The 16,749-nt window shown below is 71.3% G+C and carries 21 protein-coding genes; 7 read left to right on the top strand and 14 right to left on the bottom strand.

The genetic code is table 11. The features are described 5' to 3' along the window. Positions 1-43: 43 nt before the first annotated feature. The 10 genes from gshB to ffh all read right to left on the bottom strand — a co-directional run bounded on the left by gshB (position 44) and on the right by ffh (position 7,803). Entirely contained in the window at positions 44-991 is a 948-nt protein-coding gene (gene gshB / locus JNL41_RS02590) for a glutathione synthase (protein ID WP_293472710.1), read from the bottom strand. A gap of 50 nt (positions 992-1,041) precedes the next feature. Then, positions 1,042-1,221 carry a hypothetical protein gene (locus tag JNL41_RS02585; protein ID WP_293472709.1) on the bottom strand — a complete coding sequence of 60 codons (180 nt, stop codon included), beginning with the start codon at positions 1,219-1,221 and terminating at the stop codon, positions 1,042-1,044. Continuing rightward, on the bottom strand, positions 1,218-2,033 hold the full coding sequence (locus JNL41_RS02580; protein WP_293472708.1) for a transglutaminase family protein: 816 nt from the start codon (positions 2,031-2,033) through the stop codon (positions 1,218-1,220). Before JNL41_RS02580 ends, JNL41_RS02585 begins: the two co-directional genes overlap by 4 nt. Before the next feature lie 20 nt (positions 2,034-2,053). Then, positions 2,054-2,425, bottom strand: coding sequence for a YraN family protein (locus JNL41_RS02575; protein WP_293472707.1), 372 nt, complete (start codon positions 2,423-2,425; stop codon positions 2,054-2,056). After that, positions 2,422-3,285: a 16S rRNA (cytidine(1402)-2'-O)-methyltransferase gene (gene rsmI / locus JNL41_RS02570; RefSeq protein ID WP_293472706.1), complete on the bottom strand. Its 864-nt coding sequence runs from the start codon at positions 3,283-3,285 to the stop codon at positions 2,422-2,424. The genes JNL41_RS02575 and rsmI overlap by 4 nt, the downstream gene beginning before the upstream one ends. 138 nt (positions 3,286-3,423) lie before the next feature. Further along, positions 3,424-4,584 (bottom strand): radical SAM family heme chaperone HemW, encoded by a 1,161-nt coding sequence (gene hemW / locus JNL41_RS02565; protein WP_293472705.1) that lies wholly within the window; start codon positions 4,582-4,584, stop codon positions 3,424-3,426. Further along, complete coding sequence (gene rdgB, locus JNL41_RS02560; RefSeq protein WP_293472704.1) at positions 4,581-5,180, bottom strand: RdgB/HAM1 family non-canonical purine NTP pyrophosphatase; 600 nt, start codon at positions 5,178-5,180, stop codon at positions 4,581-4,583. The genes hemW and rdgB overlap by 4 nt, the downstream gene beginning before the upstream one ends. Before the next feature lie 25 nt (positions 5,181-5,205). Continuing rightward, on the bottom strand, positions 5,206-5,712 hold the full coding sequence (rimM, locus tag JNL41_RS02555; protein ID WP_293472703.1) for a ribosome maturation factor RimM: 507 nt from the start codon (positions 5,710-5,712) through the stop codon (positions 5,206-5,208). A 9-nt stretch (positions 5,713-5,721) separates the two neighbouring features. Further along, entirely contained in the window at positions 5,722-6,264 is a 543-nt protein-coding gene (rpsP, locus tag JNL41_RS02550) for a 30S ribosomal protein S16 (protein ID WP_293472702.1), read from the bottom strand. 24 nt (positions 6,265-6,288) lie between these two features. After that, positions 6,289-7,803: a signal recognition particle protein gene (gene ffh, locus JNL41_RS02545; RefSeq protein WP_293472701.1), complete on the bottom strand. Its 1,515-nt coding sequence runs from the start codon at positions 7,801-7,803 to the stop codon at positions 6,289-6,291. Between the two features lie 272 nt (positions 7,804-8,075). Here ffh and JNL41_RS02540 point away from each other — a divergent pair, with 272 nt between their 5' ends. Further along, complete coding sequence (locus JNL41_RS02540) at positions 8,076-8,600, top strand: methylated-DNA--[protein]-cysteine S-methyltransferase (protein ID WP_365697763.1); 525 nt, start codon at positions 8,076-8,078, stop codon at positions 8,598-8,600. Positions 8,601-8,735: 135 nt separating this feature from the next. Continuing rightward, positions 8,736-9,146, top strand: a complete 411-nt coding sequence (locus JNL41_RS02535; protein WP_293472699.1) for a hypothetical protein — start codon at positions 8,736-8,738, stop codon at positions 9,144-9,146. A 1-nt stretch (position 9,147) separates the two neighbouring features. On the opposite strand, the gene JNL41_RS02530 is transcribed toward JNL41_RS02535, so the two are convergent. Then, positions 9,148-9,960, bottom strand: a complete 813-nt coding sequence (locus JNL41_RS02530; RefSeq protein ID WP_293472698.1) for an FkbM family methyltransferase — start codon at positions 9,958-9,960, stop codon at positions 9,148-9,150. A 132-nt stretch (positions 9,961-10,092) separates the two neighbouring features. Here JNL41_RS02530 and JNL41_RS02525 point away from each other — a divergent pair, with 132 nt between their 5' ends. The 3 genes from JNL41_RS02525 (at position 10,093) to JNL41_RS02515 (ending at position 11,941) form a co-directional block, all read left to right on the top strand. Next, positions 10,093-10,482, top strand: a complete 390-nt coding sequence (locus JNL41_RS02525; protein WP_293472697.1) for a DUF805 domain-containing protein — start codon at positions 10,093-10,095, stop codon at positions 10,480-10,482. 66 nt (positions 10,483-10,548) lie between these two features. Next, complete coding sequence (locus JNL41_RS02520) at positions 10,549-11,400, top strand: aspartate/glutamate racemase family protein (protein ID WP_293472696.1); 852 nt, start codon at positions 10,549-10,551, stop codon at positions 11,398-11,400. A 13-nt stretch (positions 11,401-11,413) separates the two neighbouring features. Then, on the top strand, positions 11,414-11,941 hold the full coding sequence (locus JNL41_RS02515) for an SRPBCC domain-containing protein (RefSeq protein WP_293472695.1): 528 nt from the start codon (positions 11,414-11,416) through the stop codon (positions 11,939-11,941). A 107-nt stretch (positions 11,942-12,048) separates the two neighbouring features. Here JNL41_RS02515 and JNL41_RS02510 read toward each other — a convergent pair whose 3' ends face one another. Beyond that, positions 12,049-12,726, bottom strand: a complete 678-nt coding sequence (locus JNL41_RS02510; protein WP_293472694.1) for a pyridoxamine 5'-phosphate oxidase family protein — start codon at positions 12,724-12,726, stop codon at positions 12,049-12,051. 37 nt (positions 12,727-12,763) lie between these two features. Between JNL41_RS02510 and JNL41_RS02505 the strand changes: the two genes are divergently transcribed. Next, positions 12,764-14,263: a PLP-dependent aminotransferase family protein gene (locus JNL41_RS02505; protein ID WP_293472693.1), complete on the top strand. Its 1,500-nt coding sequence runs from the start codon at positions 12,764-12,766 to the stop codon at positions 14,261-14,263. Between the two features lie 21 nt (positions 14,264-14,284). Here JNL41_RS02505 and JNL41_RS02500 read toward each other — a convergent pair whose 3' ends face one another. After that, complete coding sequence (locus tag JNL41_RS02500; protein ID WP_293472692.1) at positions 14,285-14,821, bottom strand: carboxymuconolactone decarboxylase family protein; 537 nt, start codon at positions 14,819-14,821, stop codon at positions 14,285-14,287. Positions 14,822-14,922: 101 nt separating this feature from the next. Further along, positions 14,923-15,480 carry a peroxiredoxin gene (locus JNL41_RS02495; RefSeq protein ID WP_293472691.1) on the bottom strand — a complete coding sequence of 186 codons (558 nt, stop codon included), beginning with the start codon at positions 15,478-15,480 and terminating at the stop codon, positions 14,923-14,925. 130 nt (positions 15,481-15,610) lie between these two features. Here JNL41_RS02495 and JNL41_RS02490 point away from each other — a divergent pair, with 130 nt between their 5' ends. Beyond that, entirely contained in the window at positions 15,611-16,510 is a 900-nt protein-coding gene (locus JNL41_RS02490) for a hydrogen peroxide-inducible genes activator (protein ID WP_293472690.1), read from the top strand. The last annotated feature ends 239 nt before the right edge of the window (positions 16,511-16,749 follow it).

The raw sequence follows: 16,749 nt of genomic DNA, 5'->3' as shown, positions 1-16,749 counted from the left end.
TGAGACGATTCCGTAACTTCCGGACGTCTCCTGTGAGACGGAACTAAGACACCGCCCGTATCGCCTCGACACGCTCCCACATCGCCTCGGTCGCGTCGATTCCGCTGAACTGCTTCAGCGCCACGGCGCCGGTCGGCGAGGTCACGTTGATCTCGGTCAGGTGGTCGCCGATCACGTCGATGCCGACGAAGATGAGGCCGCGCGCCCTCAGCTCGGGCCCGATGGCGGCGCAGATCTCCTTGTCGCGCGCGGACAGCTCGACCGGCTCGGCCTTGCCGCCGACCGCGAGGTTCGAGCGGATCTGCCCCTTGGCCGGCACGCGGTTGATCGCGCCCACGGGCTCACCGTCGACCAGCAGGATGCGCTTGTCGCCCTTGGTCACCGAGGGCAGGAACTTCTGCACGATCACCGGCTCGCGACCGAGCTCCGCGTGGATCTCCAGCAGCGCCGACAGGTTCGGGTCGTCCTTGAGGTGCCGCGTCACGCCCGAGCCGCCCTTGCCGTTCAGCGGCTTCAGGACGATGTCGCCGTGCTTCTCGCGGAACGCGCGGATCGCCTCGCGGTCGTTGGTGATCAGCGTCGGCGGCTGCAACTGCGGGAACTTGGTGACGAACAGCTTCTCGGGCGCGCTGCGCACCTCGCGCGGGTTGTTGACCACCAGCACCCTGGGATGCACCGCCTCCAGGAAGAAGGTCGCGTCGATGTAGTGCATGTCGAACGGCGGATCCTGGCGCATCAGCGCGACGTCGAACTCGGTCAGCTCCACGCGCCGCACCGGCCCGGCCCTGAAGTGGTCGCCTTTCACCCGGTCGACGCTGACGTCGCGCCCGCGGGCGAAGACGCGACCCTCCTCCAGCGCGAGGGAGTCGGTGAGGTAGACGAACAGCGAGTGCCCCCGCGCCTGCGCCGTCTCCATCATCAGGAAGGTGGTGTCGCCCTCGATGTTGATCCCCTCGATGGGGTCCATCTGCACGGCGACCTTGAGCGGCATACGGGCGTCCTTCCGACCTGAAGCTCAGCCGATGTAGGGCCTCGCCGCCGCTACCGCCAGCGTTCACGCGCGGCGTTGAGGCGGTCCCTCACGCTCACGATGCTTCCGACCCACTGGTTCGGCAGCGTCTGGCGCCCGGCGCTGCTCCAGCCGAAGACCGTGGTCCATCCGACCGGCGGGGCGTCGAAGAAGATCATCCGCATGACCTCGTTGGTGGAGGCCTCGCTCAATTGAGCCGCAGCCTCACCCGCTCGCGCGCCGCCCGGGCCGCAAGCGCCGCGCCGCCGTCCAGCGCGGTGGCCTTCTGCAACGCCTCAAGGGCTCCGGCCAGCGCGCCCTGCCCTTCGCGGGCCGCCGCGACGTCGAGCCAGGGGCGGTGGTCCGGTGGGTCGAGGAGCGCACGCCGGAGCGCGGCGCGCTCGGCGCGCGCGTAGTCGCCGGCGTTGCTGGCGGTGGCGTAGCAGACGTTCTGCAGGCGCAGCAGCACGGCGCGGTCGCTGACCGGCGCCATCAGGCGGTCGAGCCGGTCGGCGACGTTGGGCGTGAGGCCCGCGTGCAGCGCGCGGCGCGTCAGTTCGGACGGCAGCACGACGCGCCCCTCGGAGAAGGGATCCAGGGCCAGCGGTCCTTCCTCCGTCTCGATCCGCAGCAGGAAGTGGCCCGGGAAGTCGACGCCCTGCACCGTCAGGCCGCACTTCCTCGCCGCGTGCAGGTAGAAGAGCCCGATGGTCACCGCCAGGCCGCGCCGCCGGGTCGCCACCGACAGGATGTCGGCGTTGTCGGGGTCGTCCAGGGTGAACAGGTCGCCGCCGAGGCCCAGGTCGCCGGCCATGGTCTCGGCGATGGCCTCCTCCGGACTCTCGCGCTTCAGCCGCTCGCTCAGGCGCTCCACGCCGCGGCGGGCGAGTTCGCGCGCGGCGGCGGGATCGCGCGCGGGGTCCTCGTGGACCGCGCACGCGATCGCCGCCTCCAGCAGCGGAAACTCCGTGTCCGCGGCGCCCCCCGCCTCGGACAGGATGGTCTCGGCCTCTTCGCGGTCCATCTCCCGTAGCGGCTGCGACGTCAGCCGCCCTTCCACGCGTCGGGTATATGCCTAGGAAGTCGCCCGGGCGCCAAGGCCACGAGGTCCAGGCGCACGCCGCACCCCTTCAGGCCCGGCCGGTTCGCGGCCAGGTGGCTCCCGGCGCGCCGCAGCCGGTCGCGCTGGTCGAAGGTCACCGTCTCGAGCGCAGCCTCGAGACTGGTGCGGCTCTTGACCTCGACGACGGCCAGCGTGTCGCCGCGGTGCGCCAGGAGGTCGATCTCGGCGATCGGGGTCTTCAGGCGGAAACCCAGGATGCGATACCCCTTCGCCATCAGCCACGCCGCCGCCCAGACCTCGGCGCGCCGTCCCGAAAGCCGGGCCGCCGCCCCGCGCGCGGCGCGGTCGTTCACCGCTTCAGCTCCATGGCCCGGCGGTAGAGTTCGCGGCGAGGGAGGCCGAGCGCCTTGGCCACCTCGGCGGCGGCATCGGCAGGCTTGAGGCGGGTAAGCGCGTCGGCCAGGGCGGCGTCCGCATCGGCGGCGGTGGCCTCCACCTCGCGGCCCGGCGCCACCAGGATCACGATCTCGCCCCTGGGGGCGTCCAGCTTCGGGTCGGCCGCCAGTTCGGGCAGCGGGCCGCGGTAGAAGGTCTCGTAGAGCTTGGTGATCTCGCGCGCGACGACGGCCTCGCGGTCGCCGAGGACCGCGGCCATGTCGGCCAGGCTCTCCGCCAGCCGCGAACCGCCCTCGAAGAACACGAGCGTGGCGCGCACGCCGGCGAACTCCGCCAGGAAGGTGCGGCGGGCCGCCGATTTCGGCGGCGGAAAGCCCACGAACAGGAAGCGGTCGGTCGGTAGCCCAGCCGCCGACAGGCCCGCCAGCAGCGCCGAGGCGCCGGGGATCGGGTGGACCGCATGGCCGGCGGCGGCGGCCTCGCGCACCAGCCGGTAGCCGGGATCCGAGATCAGCGGCGTGCCCGCGTCGCTCACGAGCGCCACCCGGCCGCCGTCGGCCAGCAGCGCCATGGCCTTGGGCCGCGCCCGTTCGGCGGCGTGCTCGTCGTGGCGCTCGAGCTTCGCCGAAAGGCCGAACGCCTGCAGCAGCCTGGCCGTCACCCGCGTGTCCTCGGCCAGCACCAGGTCGGCCTGGCCGAGCACGTCGAGCGCGCGCAGCGTGATGTCGCGCAGGTTCCCGATCGGCGTCGCCACGACGTAGAGCCCCGGCGCCAGCGGCGCATCGTCGAGCTGCGGAGGCGGAAGGGCGCGGGCCATGGCCGAGGGTTCGCCGCTCCGGCCCACAAAGGCAAGAGAGCCCAGGGTGGAAGAGCGCCGGACTCCTTCCGCGTCCTTCCGCCTCCTTCATGGCCCACCCAAAGGATGGCGCCGCTGCGCGGGCGCCGGCCGTGACGCTCAGCCGTTCGCCAGCGCCAGTTCCGCCGTCACGCGGTCGAGGACGCGCCGCCCGTCCGGCGTCGCCTGCAGGCGCCCGGCGTCGGCGGTGACGAGGCCTAGTTCGACGAGATGCTGCACAGTGGCATGGCCGGGCTCCAGCCCGAGCGCGGCGAGGTCGGCGAACGGCACGCCGTCGGCGATGCGCAGGCCGCTCAGCAGGCGCTCCGCCGCGGCCTCGGCGGGCGTGAGGGTCTCGCGGCTGGCGAAGCCCACGCCGGTCTCGCCGACCCGGCGGATATAGTCTGCCGGCCGGTCCGCCGCTTCCGTCGCCTCGCGGGCGCCGCCGAGAGTGACGCGGCCGTGCGCGCCGGGGCCGACACCGACGTAGTCCCAGCCCCGCCAGTAGACGAGGTTGTGCCGCGACCGCGCCCCCTCGCCCCTCGCATGGTTCGAGACCTCGTAGGCGTGGAAGCCGTGCTGCTCCAGCACGGCCTGGGTGGTGTCGTACAGGTCGGCGCCCGCCTCGTCGTCCGGCGGCGCGAAGCGGCCCCGGCGCACCGCGCGGGCGAACGCGGTGCCCTCCTCGATGGTGAGCTGATAGGGCGAGACGTGCTCCGCGCCGAGCGCGACGGCGGCCTCCAGCTCGGCGCGCCAAGCGCCCGGCGTCTGGTCGGGCAGGGCGTAGATCAGGTCGACCGACAGGCGCGGGAACGCTTTCGCCGCCGCCTCTGCCGCGCGCAGACCCTCGGCCGCGTCGTGATTACGGCCCAGGAACCGCAGCGCCGCGTCGTCCAGCGACTGGAGGCCCAGCGACAGGCGGTTCACGCCCGCGTCGGCCAGCGCCGCGAACCGGTCGGCTTCGGCGTCGGTCGGGTTGGCCTCCAGGCTGACCTCCAGGTCGTCGCGCGGGGTCCACAGGCGCCGCGCCGCGGCGACGATCTCGCCGACCGCCGCCGGCTCCATCAGCGAGGGCGTGCCGCCGCCGAAGAACACCGAGACCAGTTCGCGCGCCCCGCTGAGTTCACGCTGCGCCGAGAGGTCGGCGACGATGGCGCGCGCCAGCCCGGTTGCCTCGCCTTCGCGGCCCTTCGCCCTGAAGACGTTGAAGTCGCAGTAGGGACAGATGCGCGCGCAATAGGGCCAGTGGACGTAGACCCCCAGCGGCGAGGGTTCGGTCAAAGCAGCGCGGCTTTCAGCTTCCCGAAGGCCCGCGCCCGGTGGCTCATGGCGTCCTTCGCCGCGGGCTCCATCTCGCCGAAGGTCAGGTCGAAGCCCTGGGGAATGAAGATGGGGTCGTAGCCGAAGCCCTTGTCGCCGCGCGGCGGGAAGGTGAGCGTCCCGTCGACGCGGCCCTCCACGACCACCGCCGGACCGTTCGGCCAGGCCACTGCCAGCGCCGAGGTGAACCACGCCGAGGCGTCGTCGCCGCCCACTTCCTCCAGCCGCTCCTCGACCTTCCGCATCGCCAGGGCGAAGTCCTTCGAAGGCCCCGCCCAGCGCGCCGAATAGATGCCCGGCGCGCCGTCCAGCGCCCTCACCGACAGCCCCGAGTCGTCGGCGAGCGCGATCAGGCCCGACGCGTCGGCCGCGGCGCGCGCCTTCAGCAGCGCGTTGCCCACGAAGGTCTGCTCGGTCTCGTCGGGTTCGGGGAGGCCCAGCTCGCCCGCAGCCACCAGCTCGAAGCGGTCCTCCAGGATCTCAGCCAGCTCGCGCGCCTTGCCCGGATTATGCGTGGCGACGACCAGCCGCGTCCCGGGCTCCAGCTTCAGCGGCATGGCGAACTCCCTATTCGATCTCGTCTTACTCGATCTCGGGCGGCCGGACGCCCACGACCTTGCGCTCCGCGATCCGCACCTCGGGCACGGCCTCGCGCGTGAAGGGGAGATACCACGTGGCCCCGCCCTCGGGCGGGACGATCTCCAGCAGGTCGCCGGCGCCGAAGTCCTGCACCGCTTTCACGGTCCCGAGCGCTGCGCCGTCGGCGGTCTCGACCGAAAGGCCGATCAGGTCGGTGACGTAGAATTCGTCCTCGTCGGGCTCGGGCAACGCCGCGCGGTCGATGAAGAGCTTGAGGCCGCGGAGCGCCTCGGCCTGCTCGCGCGTCTCGATCTCGCGGGCGCGCGCGACGACGCCGCCCTTGGCGGGGCGGCCGGACAGGAGCGTGAGGCCGACCGAGCCGTCCTCACGCTTCAGATCCTTGTACTCCAGCAGGGCCGCAGGCTCGGCCGTGAAGCTGGTGATGCGGACCTCGCCGCGGACCCCGAAGGCGCCCGCGACGCGACCCACCTGGATGAGATCAGATCCCATCCGGCAGGCTTAGGCCTGCTCTTCGCCTTCGGCGGCCGGAGCTTCCTCAGCAGCCGGGGCCTCTTCAGCAGCAGCTTCGGCGGCCGGGGCTTCCTCGGCCGCGGCTTCAACGGCCGGGGCTTCTTCGGCAGCGGCTTCGACCGGAGCGGCTTCTTCAGCGGCGGGCTCTTCCACCGGCGGCGGGTTGTTCTTGGCTTCCTCGGCGGCCGCGGCGCGGTCGGCTTCGCGCTGGGCGCGCTCTTCCGCACGTTCCTTGGCCTTCGTGCCCGGCTGGCCCTTGTTCGGGTTGTTGCCGGCTTCCCACTTCACGACGCCGAGCTTGCCCAGTTCACGGGCCACGCGGTCGGTCGGCTGGGCGCCCTTCGCGAGCCATTCGCCGATGCGCTCCTGGTTCAGGACGACGCGGTTCGGGTCGTCCTTCTTCAGCAGCGGGTTGTAGCTGCCCACCTTCTCGATGAAACGGCCGTCGCGGGGCGAGTGGCTGTCGGCGACGACGATCGAGTAGTAGGGGCGCTTCTTGGCGCCGCCACGGGCGAGACGGATCTTCAGCATTGGTCTTAGTCCTTGGTCTGAAAGCTATTTCTTGAAGGGGTTGAAACCGGGAGGGAGGCCGCCGCCGCCCAATCCGGGAAGTTTCGGCAGGCCGCCCGGCATGTTCTTGAGCTGGGCCTGCATCTGTTCGAGCTGTTCGGGGGTGGGCGCGGGCTGCCCCGTCATCTGGGCGATCTTGCCCATGTCGAGATTCCCGCCGCCCAGCATCCTGGCCATCTGGCCGAAGCCCTTGCCGCCGTTCTTGCTCAGCGCCTTGAAGGCGTCGGCCATCTGGCGGTGCTGCTTCAGGAGCCGGTTCACCTCGGCCACGTCGACGCCCGAGCCCGCGGCGATGCGGCGCTTGCGCGAGGCGGCCAGGATGTCGGGCTTCTTCCGTTCCTGCTTCGTCATCGACGAGATGATCGCCATCTGGCGGTCGAAGCTCTTGTCGTTCAGGCCGCTCTCGGCGATCTGCTTCTTCATCTTCGCCACGCCGGGCAGCAGGCCCATCATGCCCTCCATGCCGCCCATGCGCTTCATCTGGGCGAGCTGGTCGGCCATCATGTCGAGGTCGAACTGGCCCTTGGCGAGCTTCTTGGCCGTGGCTTCCGCCTTGGCGATGTCGAGCTCCTGGGCGGCCTTCTCGACAAGCGCCACGACGTCGCCGCGTCCCAGAATGCGGCCGGCCACGCGGTCGGCGTCGAAGGCGTCCAGGCCGTCGATCTTCTCCGAAACGCCGAGGAACTTGATCGGCAGGCCGGTGACGGCGCGCATCGAGAGCGCCGCGCCCCCGCGGCCGTCGCCGTCGGCGCGGGTCAGCACCAGTCCGGTCAGCGGCAGGCGCTCGTGGAAGGCCTTGGCGGTGCGCACGGCGTCCTGGCCGGTCAGCGCATCGGCGACCAGCAGGGTCTCGGACGGCGTCGAGATCTTCGCGATCTCGGCCGCCTCGGCCATCATCGCCTCGTCGATCGTCGTGCGGCCGGCGGTGTCGAGGATCAGGATGTCGAAGCCCTGCAGCTTCGCCGCCTGCATGGCGCGGCGCGCGATGTCGGCGGCGGCCTGGCCCTGGACGATCGGCAGGAAGTTGGCGCCCGCCTGCTCGGCCAGCATGCCGAGCTGCTCCATGGCGGCCGGGCGGCGGGTGTCGAGCGAGGCCAGCAGGACCTTCTTGCGCTCCTTGACGAGGCGCAGCGCCAGCTTGCCGGCAGTGGTGGTCTTACCCGAGCCCTGGAGGCCCGCCATCATGATGACCGTCGGCGGGTTCAGCGAGATGTTCAGGCTCTGCGGCTCGCCCGAGCCGCCCAGCATCTCGACCAGGCCGTCGTAGGTGATCTTCACCACCTGGTCGGCGGGCCGCACCGAGCGGATCACCGCCTCGCCCGTGGCGGCCTCGGTCGCCTTGGCGATGAAGTCGCGGACGACCGGCAGCGCGACGTCGGCCTCGAGCAGGGCGACGCGGATTTCGCGCATCACCTCGGTGACGTCCTTCTCGGACAGCACGCCCTTGCCGGAAAGCCGGTCGAAGACCCCTGTCAGCCGATCTGTCAGCGCGTCGAACAAATGCCGCTCCTAAGGCCCAAACGCAGTCGACCCCCGTGCACGATTGCGTGGACGGGGGGCCTCGCCGCTCTCGTCCCAGAGGACCCTTTGAATTGGGGCCATGGGGGTCGTAGCGGTAGAGGGCGCTGACCGAGGTTGGCGCCGGAAGGGCGCGCTTATGGGCGAAAGACGCTGTCAGGTCAAGAAAAGGCCCTGCCAACGCGATCCATGTCCGAAAGCCGCCAGCGACTTTCGGCGAACGGCCTTATCTTGGCGTTATGACCCAATACGCCTTGTTCGAGACCGCAATCGGGTTCGCCGGCATCGCCTGGAACGACGCGGGCCTCGTCGCCTGCCATCTGCCCGAGCGCGATACCGACAACTCGCGCCGCAGTTTCCTGCGCCGGTTCCCCGACGCGACCGAGGCCGCGATCCCCGATCGTCTGGCGTCCACCGTCGAGGGCATCCGCGCGCTGATGCGCGGCGAGAAGGTCGATCTCAGTGACGCGCCGCTCGACCTGTCGCAGACGCCGGAGTTCCACGCGCGCGTCTACGAGATCGCCCGCGCCATCCCGCCCGGCGAGACGCTGACCTACGGCGAGATCGCGGTGAAGCTGGGCGACCGGCTGCTGGCGCGCGACGTCGGTCAGGCGCTGGGCAAGAACCCGTGGCCCATCGTGGTGCCGTGCCACCGTGTCACCGCGGCCGGCGGCAAGCCGGGCGGCTTCTCGGCCCGCGGCGGCGTGAACACCAAGCTGAAGCTGCTCGGCATCGAGGGCGCGAGGGCCGCGGCGCAGGCGGACCTCTTCGCTTCCTGAGCCCTGCGGTTCTGCGCGCGCGAATTGGGCGCCGGTTCGCCTAGGGATCGGGCGGTCCGGCGCCGTCTGCGCAATTGTGTTCGGGATGGCCCGGAAGTTGCGAACGAACCGGCCAGACCCGCGTTGAGACCCGAGATGATCCTGCGATCCATCACCACCGCGACCCTCCTGTCCCTCGCCCTCGCTTTTGGCGTCGGGGGCGGCGTGGCCCAGGCGGCGACGTGCGGCGGCGCACCGCCTGCCGACGCGGACGAGTTCCGCGGCCCCGTCCTCGAGGTGCTCGACGGCGAGCGACTGTGCGTGGCGCTGGGCGCCGATCCGTCGGCCTGGGTGCCGGTGCGTCTCGCGGATGCGCCGATGAAGGTCTCGACCGCGCCCGCCTCCCGCGGCGCGCTGATGGCCGCCAGCTTCGGCCAGGACGTCACCTGTCGCATCACCGGCCAGGACGAGCAGGGCCTGGTCGCCCAGTGCATCAGCGACCGCGGCTCGGTGGGCCGCCTCTCGCAGGGCCGCGACATCATCAAGGCCGGCCAGGCCTGGCGCTGAGCTACCCGCCCGCGGGGCGGCCCGGTGTCGGCGGCTGAGGGTTCGCCGGATCGATAGGCTCCAGGTCGGTGTGCGTGCCGCGCTCGTGGGGAATGCAGAGCATGTTCGTGGACACGTAGTTCCGGTCGAAGATCGCCCGCTGCACGCCGTTGAAGTTCTGCGGGCTGGCCAGCGCCGGCCTGTGCCAGAAGAGCCGGTAGCCGAGCGAATGGATCAGCCGGATCAGCGTGTCGCGATGCTCGCGCCGGTCGTTCTCGACGTAGAGCAGCGGCCGGCAGCGGGCGATGGTCTCGCGGGCCCCCTCGATCACCTCGACCTCGAATCCCTCGACGTCCGCCTTGACGAGGCCGCAGGCCGGCAGGGCAAGCTCGTCGAGAGGCGTGATGCGGACGCTTTGTCCCGGGCGATCCGCCGCCGACAGCGAGACGCCGCCGAAGTTGTTCTGCGCCGCGTAGTCCAGCGGCGGGATCGTCGCGCGGCCGGGCGCGCGGCCGCAGGCGTCGGGCGAAGCGACCACGTTCTCGATCCCGTTCATCGCCAGGTTGGCGCAGAGGATCTGGAACACGCGCTGCTGCGGCTCGAAGGCGTAGAGCGGGCCCGGGTGGCAGGCCCGCGCCATCGCCAGGGTGAAGGCGCCGACGTTGGCGCCCGCCTCGACCACCGTCATGCCGGGCCTGATCATCTGCACCAGGATGGCGCGCTCGGCCGGGCTGAGCTCGCCGTAGGTCTCCAGGCAGGGGGTGATGAAGCGGTCGCCGGCCAGCGCCAGCATCCGGCCGTCGCGGGTGGTCAGGAGCTTGGTGGCCGCGGTCATCGCGGCGCATACGTGCTGAAACGCAGGCGCGAGGCAAGGTCGCGGGCCGGCGCGCGTCTTAACCCATTCGCCCAACGCGACCTTAAGGCCCCGGCGCGAGCCTGTGGGCGACGTCAGCCGGGGGACTGCGCCATGTTCGCGGCCTACAGCAACTACTGGGACTTCCGGGGCCGGGCGTCGCGGGCCGAGTACTGGCTGTTCTTCCTCTTCAACGTCCTGGTCGGCGTGGCGGCGGGGCTGGTCGACGCCTTCGCCTTTCCCGGCGAGGGCGTGCCGGGGCTGCTCGGCCCGACGTCGCTGCTCTTCGTCTTCGCCAACCTGATCCCGAACCTGTCGCTGACGTTCCGGCGGCTGCACGACACCGACCGGACGGCCTGGTGGATCCTGATCGGGGCGATCCCGCTGATCGGCGGCCTCGTGCTCTTCGTCTTCAGCATGCTCCCCGGCACGCGCGGCGAGAACCGCTTCGGCCCGGCGCCGGGCGACCGATCGTATGCGGAGCTCGCGACCACCTTCGCCTAGGCTGGCCGCCCCGTTGCCGTCGGGCCCGGCGTCGACACGCCCCGCGACCCTCGCTAACACCGGCGCATGAGCATCGGCGTGTTCGATTCCGGCGTCGGCGGGCTGACCGTGCATCACCGGCTGGTGGAGCGGTTTCCGCAGGCCGACTTCATCTACCTGGCCGACCAGGCCAACGCGCCCTACGGCGGCCGCTCGGGCGAGGAGATCGTCGAGCTGACCAGGGCCGGGGCCAGGCGCCTGTTCGACGAGGGCTGCGATCTGGTGGTGCTGGCCTGCAACACCGCCGCCAGCGTGGCCCTGCGCCGCCTGCAGCAGACGTGGCTGCCCGGCTATCGCAAGGAGCTGGGCCGGCCGATCAACGTGCTGGGCATCGTGGTGCCGACCATCGAGGCGGCGACCGGCCTGCCCTGGGAGCACGAGGCGCAGTGGCGCGAGGAGAAGGCCGAGAAGCTGGAGATCCTGGGCGTCTTCTCGACCCCGGCGACCGCGAAGAGCCGCGTCTACGAGATCGAGATCGACAAGCGCCGGCAGGACGTCGCCGTCTTCTCCGAACCCTGCCCCGAGCTGGCGCGGATGATCGAGGCCAACGCGCCGCGCGACGAGCTGGCCAGGGTCGTCGAGGGCCACGTCAAGGCGCTCACCACCCGCATCGGCCGCGCACCCGACCGCGCGATCCTGGGCTGCACGCACTATGAGATCGTCGCGGATCTCTTCCAGGCGGCCCTGCCGCCCGGCACACCGCTGATCCGCCAGCCCGACGCCACCGCGGACGCGCTCGCACGCTATTTCGAGCGGCACCCGGAGTTCGCGACCGGAACCGGCGCCGTTCGTCGCTTCCTGACGACCGGTGAGCCCGGCGCCCAGAACAGCCTGGTTGCGACGTTCTGGGGCGCGCCGCTAAGCTTCGAGCCGGCCTGAACGGGGGTTTGGCATGAAGGCTTGGATCGCGGGCGCGCTGAGCGCCCTGTCGCTCGCGGGCGCGGCGCGCGCCGAGGTCGTCGGCGCCAACGCCAATGGCTTCCGGCTGAAATCGGTCGTGCAGATCAGCGCCTCGCCCGAGCGGGTCTACCGGGCCATCGGCGAGATCGGCCGGTGGTGGGATCCGGCGCACACCTATTCTGGCGATGCCAGGAACCTTTCGATCGCGCTGCAAGCCGGCGGCTGCTGGTGCGAAACCGTGCCGCCGAACGGCAGCGTGCAACACGGCGTCGTCGTGCTGGCGTCACCGGGCCTGGGGATGATCCGCGCCAGCGCGCCGCTCGGGCCGCTGCAGGACGAAGGCGTCTCGACGGCGCTGCTCTTCCAGACGAAGCCGAAGGACGGCGGGACGGAGCTCACCGTCACCTACAACGTCGGCGGCGCCCGCGACGCCATCCTGAAGGCCGCACCGGGCGTCGACGGCGTGCTGACGGGCGCCTGGGCGCGCCTCAAGCGCTACGTCGAGACCGGCAAGCCGTAGACCAAAGCTCGTCGTACCCGGCTTATCCGGGCCATGGCGTCCGGACATCAGGGTGTGACGGACGCCGCCCGCGCAGCCGCCGCGAGCGCCTCGTCCAGCGGCGCGCCCTAGGCGTAGGGCGCGAGGTCGGCGGTCGGCGGCCCGCCCGCGCCCATCCCGGGCTCGGGCAAGGGCGCGCCGATACGGGTCTCGACCGGCAAGACGCCCGCCCAGGCCGTCCAGCCGGCGTCGGCGGGCAGGTCGGCGACGCCGGTCGCCCGCACCTTCGCCGAGGCCTCTTCGATCTCCATCTCGACCATGGCGGTGGCGGCCACCTCCTCGTCGGTGGTCGGCCGCAGCTTCACGGGCCGGCCCGCGTAGAGGCGGTCGATGAAGTTGTCGAGCGCGGCCCGCCGCGCCGCGATCCCCTCCACCGGCTTCGCGCGGCCGAAGGCCATCACCGAGCGGTAGTTGAGCGAATGCACCATGCCCGAGCGCCCGACGATGAAGCCGTCGAGGAAGCTGACCGTCACGCAGACGGGCACGCCTTCGCCCACCGCGCCCAGCATCCGGTTCATCGCCGAGCCGTGCCAGTAGAGCCTCCGGCCCTCGCGCCAGTAGGCGGTGGGCGTGACGTAGGGCCGGCCGTTGATCGTGTAGCCGACGTGGGCCATCACGCCGGCGTCGAGGATCCGGTAGACGGCGGCCTCGTCGTAGGCGGCCCGCTGCGGTCTGCGCCGCACCCGCGACCGGTCGGTGGGGCGGAACGCGGGGGCCCCGTTCGTCACGTCGTGCGCTGTGCTCATGCGGCCGTCCTTCTTCCGGCTTGGCGGACTAAGCCGCATGTGGTCTGCTAAACAGGTCCAGTTGCTGCAGTTGCGGCAGACCATTGGGGGGCGGATGAGCTGGGCGGACATCTACCCCTGGCGGGCGCCCGAGGCCGGCGGGCCGGTGATCCGGCAGGTCTACGACCAGGTCCGAGAGGCGATCCACCAGGGCGCGCTGAAGCCCGGCGGCCGCCTGCCGTCTAGCCGCGACCTCGCCGCGCGCCTGGGTGTCGCCCGCGCCTCGGTGGTGGCGGCCTACGACCGGCTGCTGGCGGAAGGCTACGCCGAAGGCCGCCAGGGTTCGGGAACCTATGTCTCGGGCGACCTTTCCGGCGTGGTCGACCTGAAGCCTGCGCGCGCCGGCGAGGGCGGGGCGATCGCGGCCGAGGCCGAGCAGGCGGCCATGGGCTTCGCGCCGCTGGCGATGGCGTCGCAGACCTTCTCGAACGGTCGCACCCTGATGGACGCCCGCGCGCTGGACGAATGGTCGAAGTCCACGCGTCGGGCCCTGCGCGTCCTGGACCCGATCCACTTCGGCTATTCCGGGCCGGCCGGCGATCTGAAGCTGCGCGCCGCCGTCGCCGACTACCTTCGCGCCGCCCGCGGCGTGGTCTGCACGCCCGACCAGATCCTGATGACCTCCGGCGCGCAACATGCCACCGACCTGTCGCTGCGCGTGCTGCTCCCACCGGGAGACGAGGTCTGGCTGGAGGATCCCGGCTACCAGCCCACCTGGCACGCAGCCCGCGCCGCCGGCGCGAGGGGCGTGGCCGTGCCGGTCGACCGGCATGGGCTGATCGTGCAGGCCGGCGTCGCCCGGGCGGCGCGGGCCAGGGCCGCGTTCGTCACGCCCTCGCACCAGTTCCCGCTCGGCGTGGCGATGTCGATGGCGCGGCGGCTGGAGCTGGTCGCCTGGGCGCGAGAGGCGAAGGCCTGGATCGTCGAGGACGACTACGCCGCCGAGTTCCGCTACGAGGGCGCGCCCTTGCCGGCGCTGCAGGGTCTCGATGGCGGCGAGCGCGTCGTCTACGTCGGGACCTTCAACAAGTCGCTCTTCCCGGGGATCCGGCTGGGCTACCTCGTGGCGCCGCGCGAGCTGGCGGCGAAGTTCTCGGCCCTGCGGCGCCTCACCGACCGCCAGCCGCCGACGCTGACCCAGGCGGTCACGCTCGACTTCATGGAAAGCGGCCAGTTCGCCGCCCATATCCGCCGCCGCCGCCTCGCCTACAGGGCCCAGCGCGACGCCCTGGCCGAGGCGCTGGACCGGCGGCTGGGCCACGTCCTGGACGTCGACGTCCCCGACCAGGGCATGCACCTGATCGCCTACCTGAAGGACGGCCGCCCGGACGTCGACGTCGAGGCGAAGGCCGCGGCCCGCGGCATTACCGCCCGAGGCATCAGCGCCCTCTTCCATGACGAAAAGCCGAGGAGCGGGCTGCTCCTCGGCTTCACGGGCTTTCCGGCCCAGGCGATGGCCGGCGGCGTGGCGAAGCTCGCGGCCGCGCTGGAGGGATGACGCCTCTGGGGCCGCGGCCCGCTACGCCGCCAGGGCGGTCTCGGCCGCGATGACGCGGCTGGCGGCGTTGACCACGGCAGCGATGCGGAGCGCCGCCTGGATCTGCTGCGCGGGAACGCCGTGCTTCTTGAGTTCGGCCTCGTGGGCGTCGAGGCACATGCCGCATCCGTTCACCGCCGAGACCGCCGTCGACCACAGCTCGAAGTCGGCCTTCTCGACGCCCGGATTCGCCAGCACGTTCATGCGCAGGCGGGCCGGCAGCGTCCTGTACTCGCCGTTCGAGAGCAGGTGGAGCGAGCGGTAGTAGACGTTGTTCATGCCCATGATGGCCGCGGCCGACCTGGCGGCGGTCCGGGCTTCGGGCGACAGGCCGGCGTCGCTGGCGGCCGCTTCGACCGCGCGGATCACCGAGGGTTCGCCCACCGCGTGGCCCGAGGCGACGAACGCGCCCCACTTCTGCTGGTCGCTGAGCACGGTCTCGGCGGCCAGGCTGCCCAGGTTCAGGCTGATGTCCTTGGCGTAGGCGGGCAGCGCGTCGCGCAGAGTTTCGAGCGACATCGGGTCGTCTCCAGCAAGATCGAAGGGGAAAGATCCGGAGGCGCTCCTGGGAGAGAAGGAGCGAGCGCCCCCGGACAGTCTCTGAAGGTGGCGGGTGTGTGCTACGCCGCCTTCAGGGTCTCGCCGCCAACCGAACGGTTGCACGGGCAGAGTTCGTCGGTCTGGAGCGCGTCCAGAACCCGCAGGGTGTCCTGCGGATTGCGCCCCACGTTGAGGTTTGTGACGTAGACGTGCTGCACCACGTTGTCGGGGTCGACGATGAAGGTGGCGCGCTGGGCGACGCCCTCTTCGACGTTCAGGACGCCGAGGTCGCGGGCGAAGCGGCCGCCGTTGTCGGCGAAGTTCCAGATCGCCAGTTCGTTCAGGTCCGGATGCTCGCGGCGCCAGCCGAGCTTGGCGTGCTCGTTGTCGGTCGAACCGCCCAGGACGACGGCGTCACGGTCGGCGAATTCGCGGTTCAGGCGGGCGAACTCGGCGATCTCCGTGGGGCAGACGAAGGTGAAGTCCTTCGGATAGAAGAAGATGACCTTCCACTGGCCCGGGAAGCTGTCCTTGGTCAGGATCTCGAAGGCGCTTTCGCCCTTCTCTTCGTGGCGCATGAACTTCGGCTTCACGCCGACGAGCTTGAAGTCGGGAAGGGTCTGGCCAACGCTCAGCAAGTGACAACTCCTTGAAATCATTTCCGACGCCGGGGAGGAGCGTCGCGCTGACCGGGAGATAGGGAGGCCGGCTCCACAGCGCCAATCGATAGTTTTTGAGATTGATATAGGGCCGGTCTATGGTGTCCGGATGCTGCTGCCCACCATCCGCCAACTCCAGTACCTGAAGCTGCTCGCCGAGAACGGCGCGTTCGGTCGGGCGGCCGAGGCGGCCCACGTCACCCAGCCCACGCTGTCGGCCGGCATCCAGGAACTGGAACGCACGCTGGGCGCGCCGGTGGTCGACCGGGCGCGGACGGGGGTGATCCTGACGCCGGTAGGCGAGGAGGCGCTGCGCCGCGCCACCGTCATCCTCAACGAGGCGGAGGAGCTGGTGGAGGCGGCGAAGAACGCCGGCCAGCCGCTGACGGGGCGCTTCCGCCTGGGTGTCATCCCCACGATCGCGCCGTTCCTGCTGCCCGGCGCGCTGCCCCTGCTGCGCCAGCGCTTCCCGAAGCTGCGGCTCTTCCTGCGCGAGGACCTGACCCAGCGGCTGATCGCCCAGTTGAAGGCGGGTCGCCTCGACGCCGCCCTGATCGCGCTGCCGTTCGACACGGCCGGGCTGGAGTGGGCCCACGTCAGCGACGACGAGCTCCTGGCCGCTGTGCCCGCCGACCACCCGCTGGCGCGCGAGGCCACGGCCAGCCCGGAGGCGCTGGAGCGCGAGAACCTGATCCTGCTCGAGGACGGCCACTGCCTGCGTGAGCATGCGCTCTCGGCCTGCAAGCTCGGGCCGCCGCGCGCCGGCGCCGGCGAGGAGCCGTTCGCCGCCACCTCGCTGCCGACGCTGGTCCAGATGGTGGGTTCGGGCCTGGGCGTCACCTTCCTGCCGCAGATGGCCGTGAGCGCCGGCCTGGCCGATGCCGCTCATGTCGCGGTGAAGCCGCTCGCCGCCGACCACGCCGCCCGCGAAATCGTCGTCGCCTGGCGCGCGGGCTCCAACCGCCGCGCCGAGGGCCGCCTTCTCGCCGAGGTGCTGAAGGACGCATAGCGCCCCCGCGCTTTTAGATCGTATTTCGACTGTATCGAAAAAGCGCTTGCAGCCCGATGCGATTTCGATGTATCTGAATTTCAGACATATCGAAACTAGGTCTAAATCAAATGCACAGACACTTTCACGAACACCGTTTCCACCGCAGCCGCCATGGCTGGGGCGGCCACATGGGCTCCGCCGGCGGCCGGCACGACCGTCATGAGCGTGGCGAGCGCCGCGGCCGCCGGTCCGGCCGC

The organism is Phenylobacterium sp. (genome assembly GCF_016793285.1).
GTDB lineage: Bacteria > Pseudomonadota > Alphaproteobacteria > Caulobacterales > Caulobacteraceae > Phenylobacterium.
The sequence above is the reverse complement of the archived record's forward strand: the minus strand, read 5'-3'. Positions and strand labels throughout refer to the sequence as shown.

What these genes read in the sequence shown, in the direction of transcription:
- gshB (WP_293472710.1), bottom strand. Translation starts at nt 991, where the DNA reads ATGCCGCTCAAGGTCGCCGTGCAGATGGACCCCATCGAGGGGATCAAC.
- JNL41_RS02580 (WP_293472708.1), bottom strand. Translation starts at nt 2,033, where the DNA reads ATGGACCGCGAAGAGGCCGAGACCATCCTGTCCGAGGCGGGGGGCGCC.
- rsmI (WP_293472706.1), bottom strand. Translation starts at nt 3,285, where the DNA reads ATGGCCCGCGCCCTTCCGCCTCCGCAGCTCGACGATGCGCCGCTGGCG.
- rdgB (WP_293472704.1), bottom strand. Translation starts at nt 5,180, where the DNA reads ATGCCGCTGAAGCTGGAGCCCGGGACGCGGCTGGTCGTCGCCACGCAT.
- rimM (WP_293472703.1), bottom strand. Translation starts at nt 5,712, where the DNA reads ATGGGATCTGATCTCATCCAGGTGGGTCGCGTCGCGGGCGCCTTCGGG.
- rpsP (WP_293472702.1), bottom strand. Translation starts at nt 6,264, where the DNA reads ATGCTGAAGATCCGTCTCGCCCGTGGCGGCGCCAAGAAGCGCCCCTAC.
- JNL41_RS02535 (WP_293472699.1), top strand. Translation starts at nt 8,736, where the DNA reads ATGATCCTGCGATCCATCACCACCGCGACCCTCCTGTCCCTCGCCCTC.
- JNL41_RS02530 (WP_293472698.1), bottom strand. Translation starts at nt 9,960, where the DNA reads ATGACCGCGGCCACCAAGCTCCTGACCACCCGCGACGGCCGGATGCTG.
- JNL41_RS02525 (WP_293472697.1), top strand. Translation starts at nt 10,093, where the DNA reads ATGTTCGCGGCCTACAGCAACTACTGGGACTTCCGGGGCCGGGCGTCG.
- JNL41_RS02520 (WP_293472696.1), top strand. Translation starts at nt 10,549, where the DNA reads ATGAGCATCGGCGTGTTCGATTCCGGCGTCGGCGGGCTGACCGTGCAT.
- JNL41_RS02515 (WP_293472695.1), top strand. Translation starts at nt 11,414, where the DNA reads ATGAAGGCTTGGATCGCGGGCGCGCTGAGCGCCCTGTCGCTCGCGGGC.
- JNL41_RS02510 (WP_293472694.1), bottom strand. Translation starts at nt 12,726, where the DNA reads ATGAGCACAGCGCACGACGTGACGAACGGGGCCCCCGCGTTCCGCCCC.
- JNL41_RS02505 (WP_293472693.1), top strand. Translation starts at nt 12,764, where the DNA reads ATGTGGTCTGCTAAACAGGTCCAGTTGCTGCAGTTGCGGCAGACCATT.
- JNL41_RS02500 (WP_293472692.1), bottom strand. Translation starts at nt 14,821, where the DNA reads ATGTCGCTCGAAACTCTGCGCGACGCGCTGCCCGCCTACGCCAAGGAC.
- JNL41_RS02490 (WP_293472690.1), top strand. Translation starts at nt 15,611, where the DNA reads ATGCTGCTGCCCACCATCCGCCAACTCCAGTACCTGAAGCTGCTCGCC.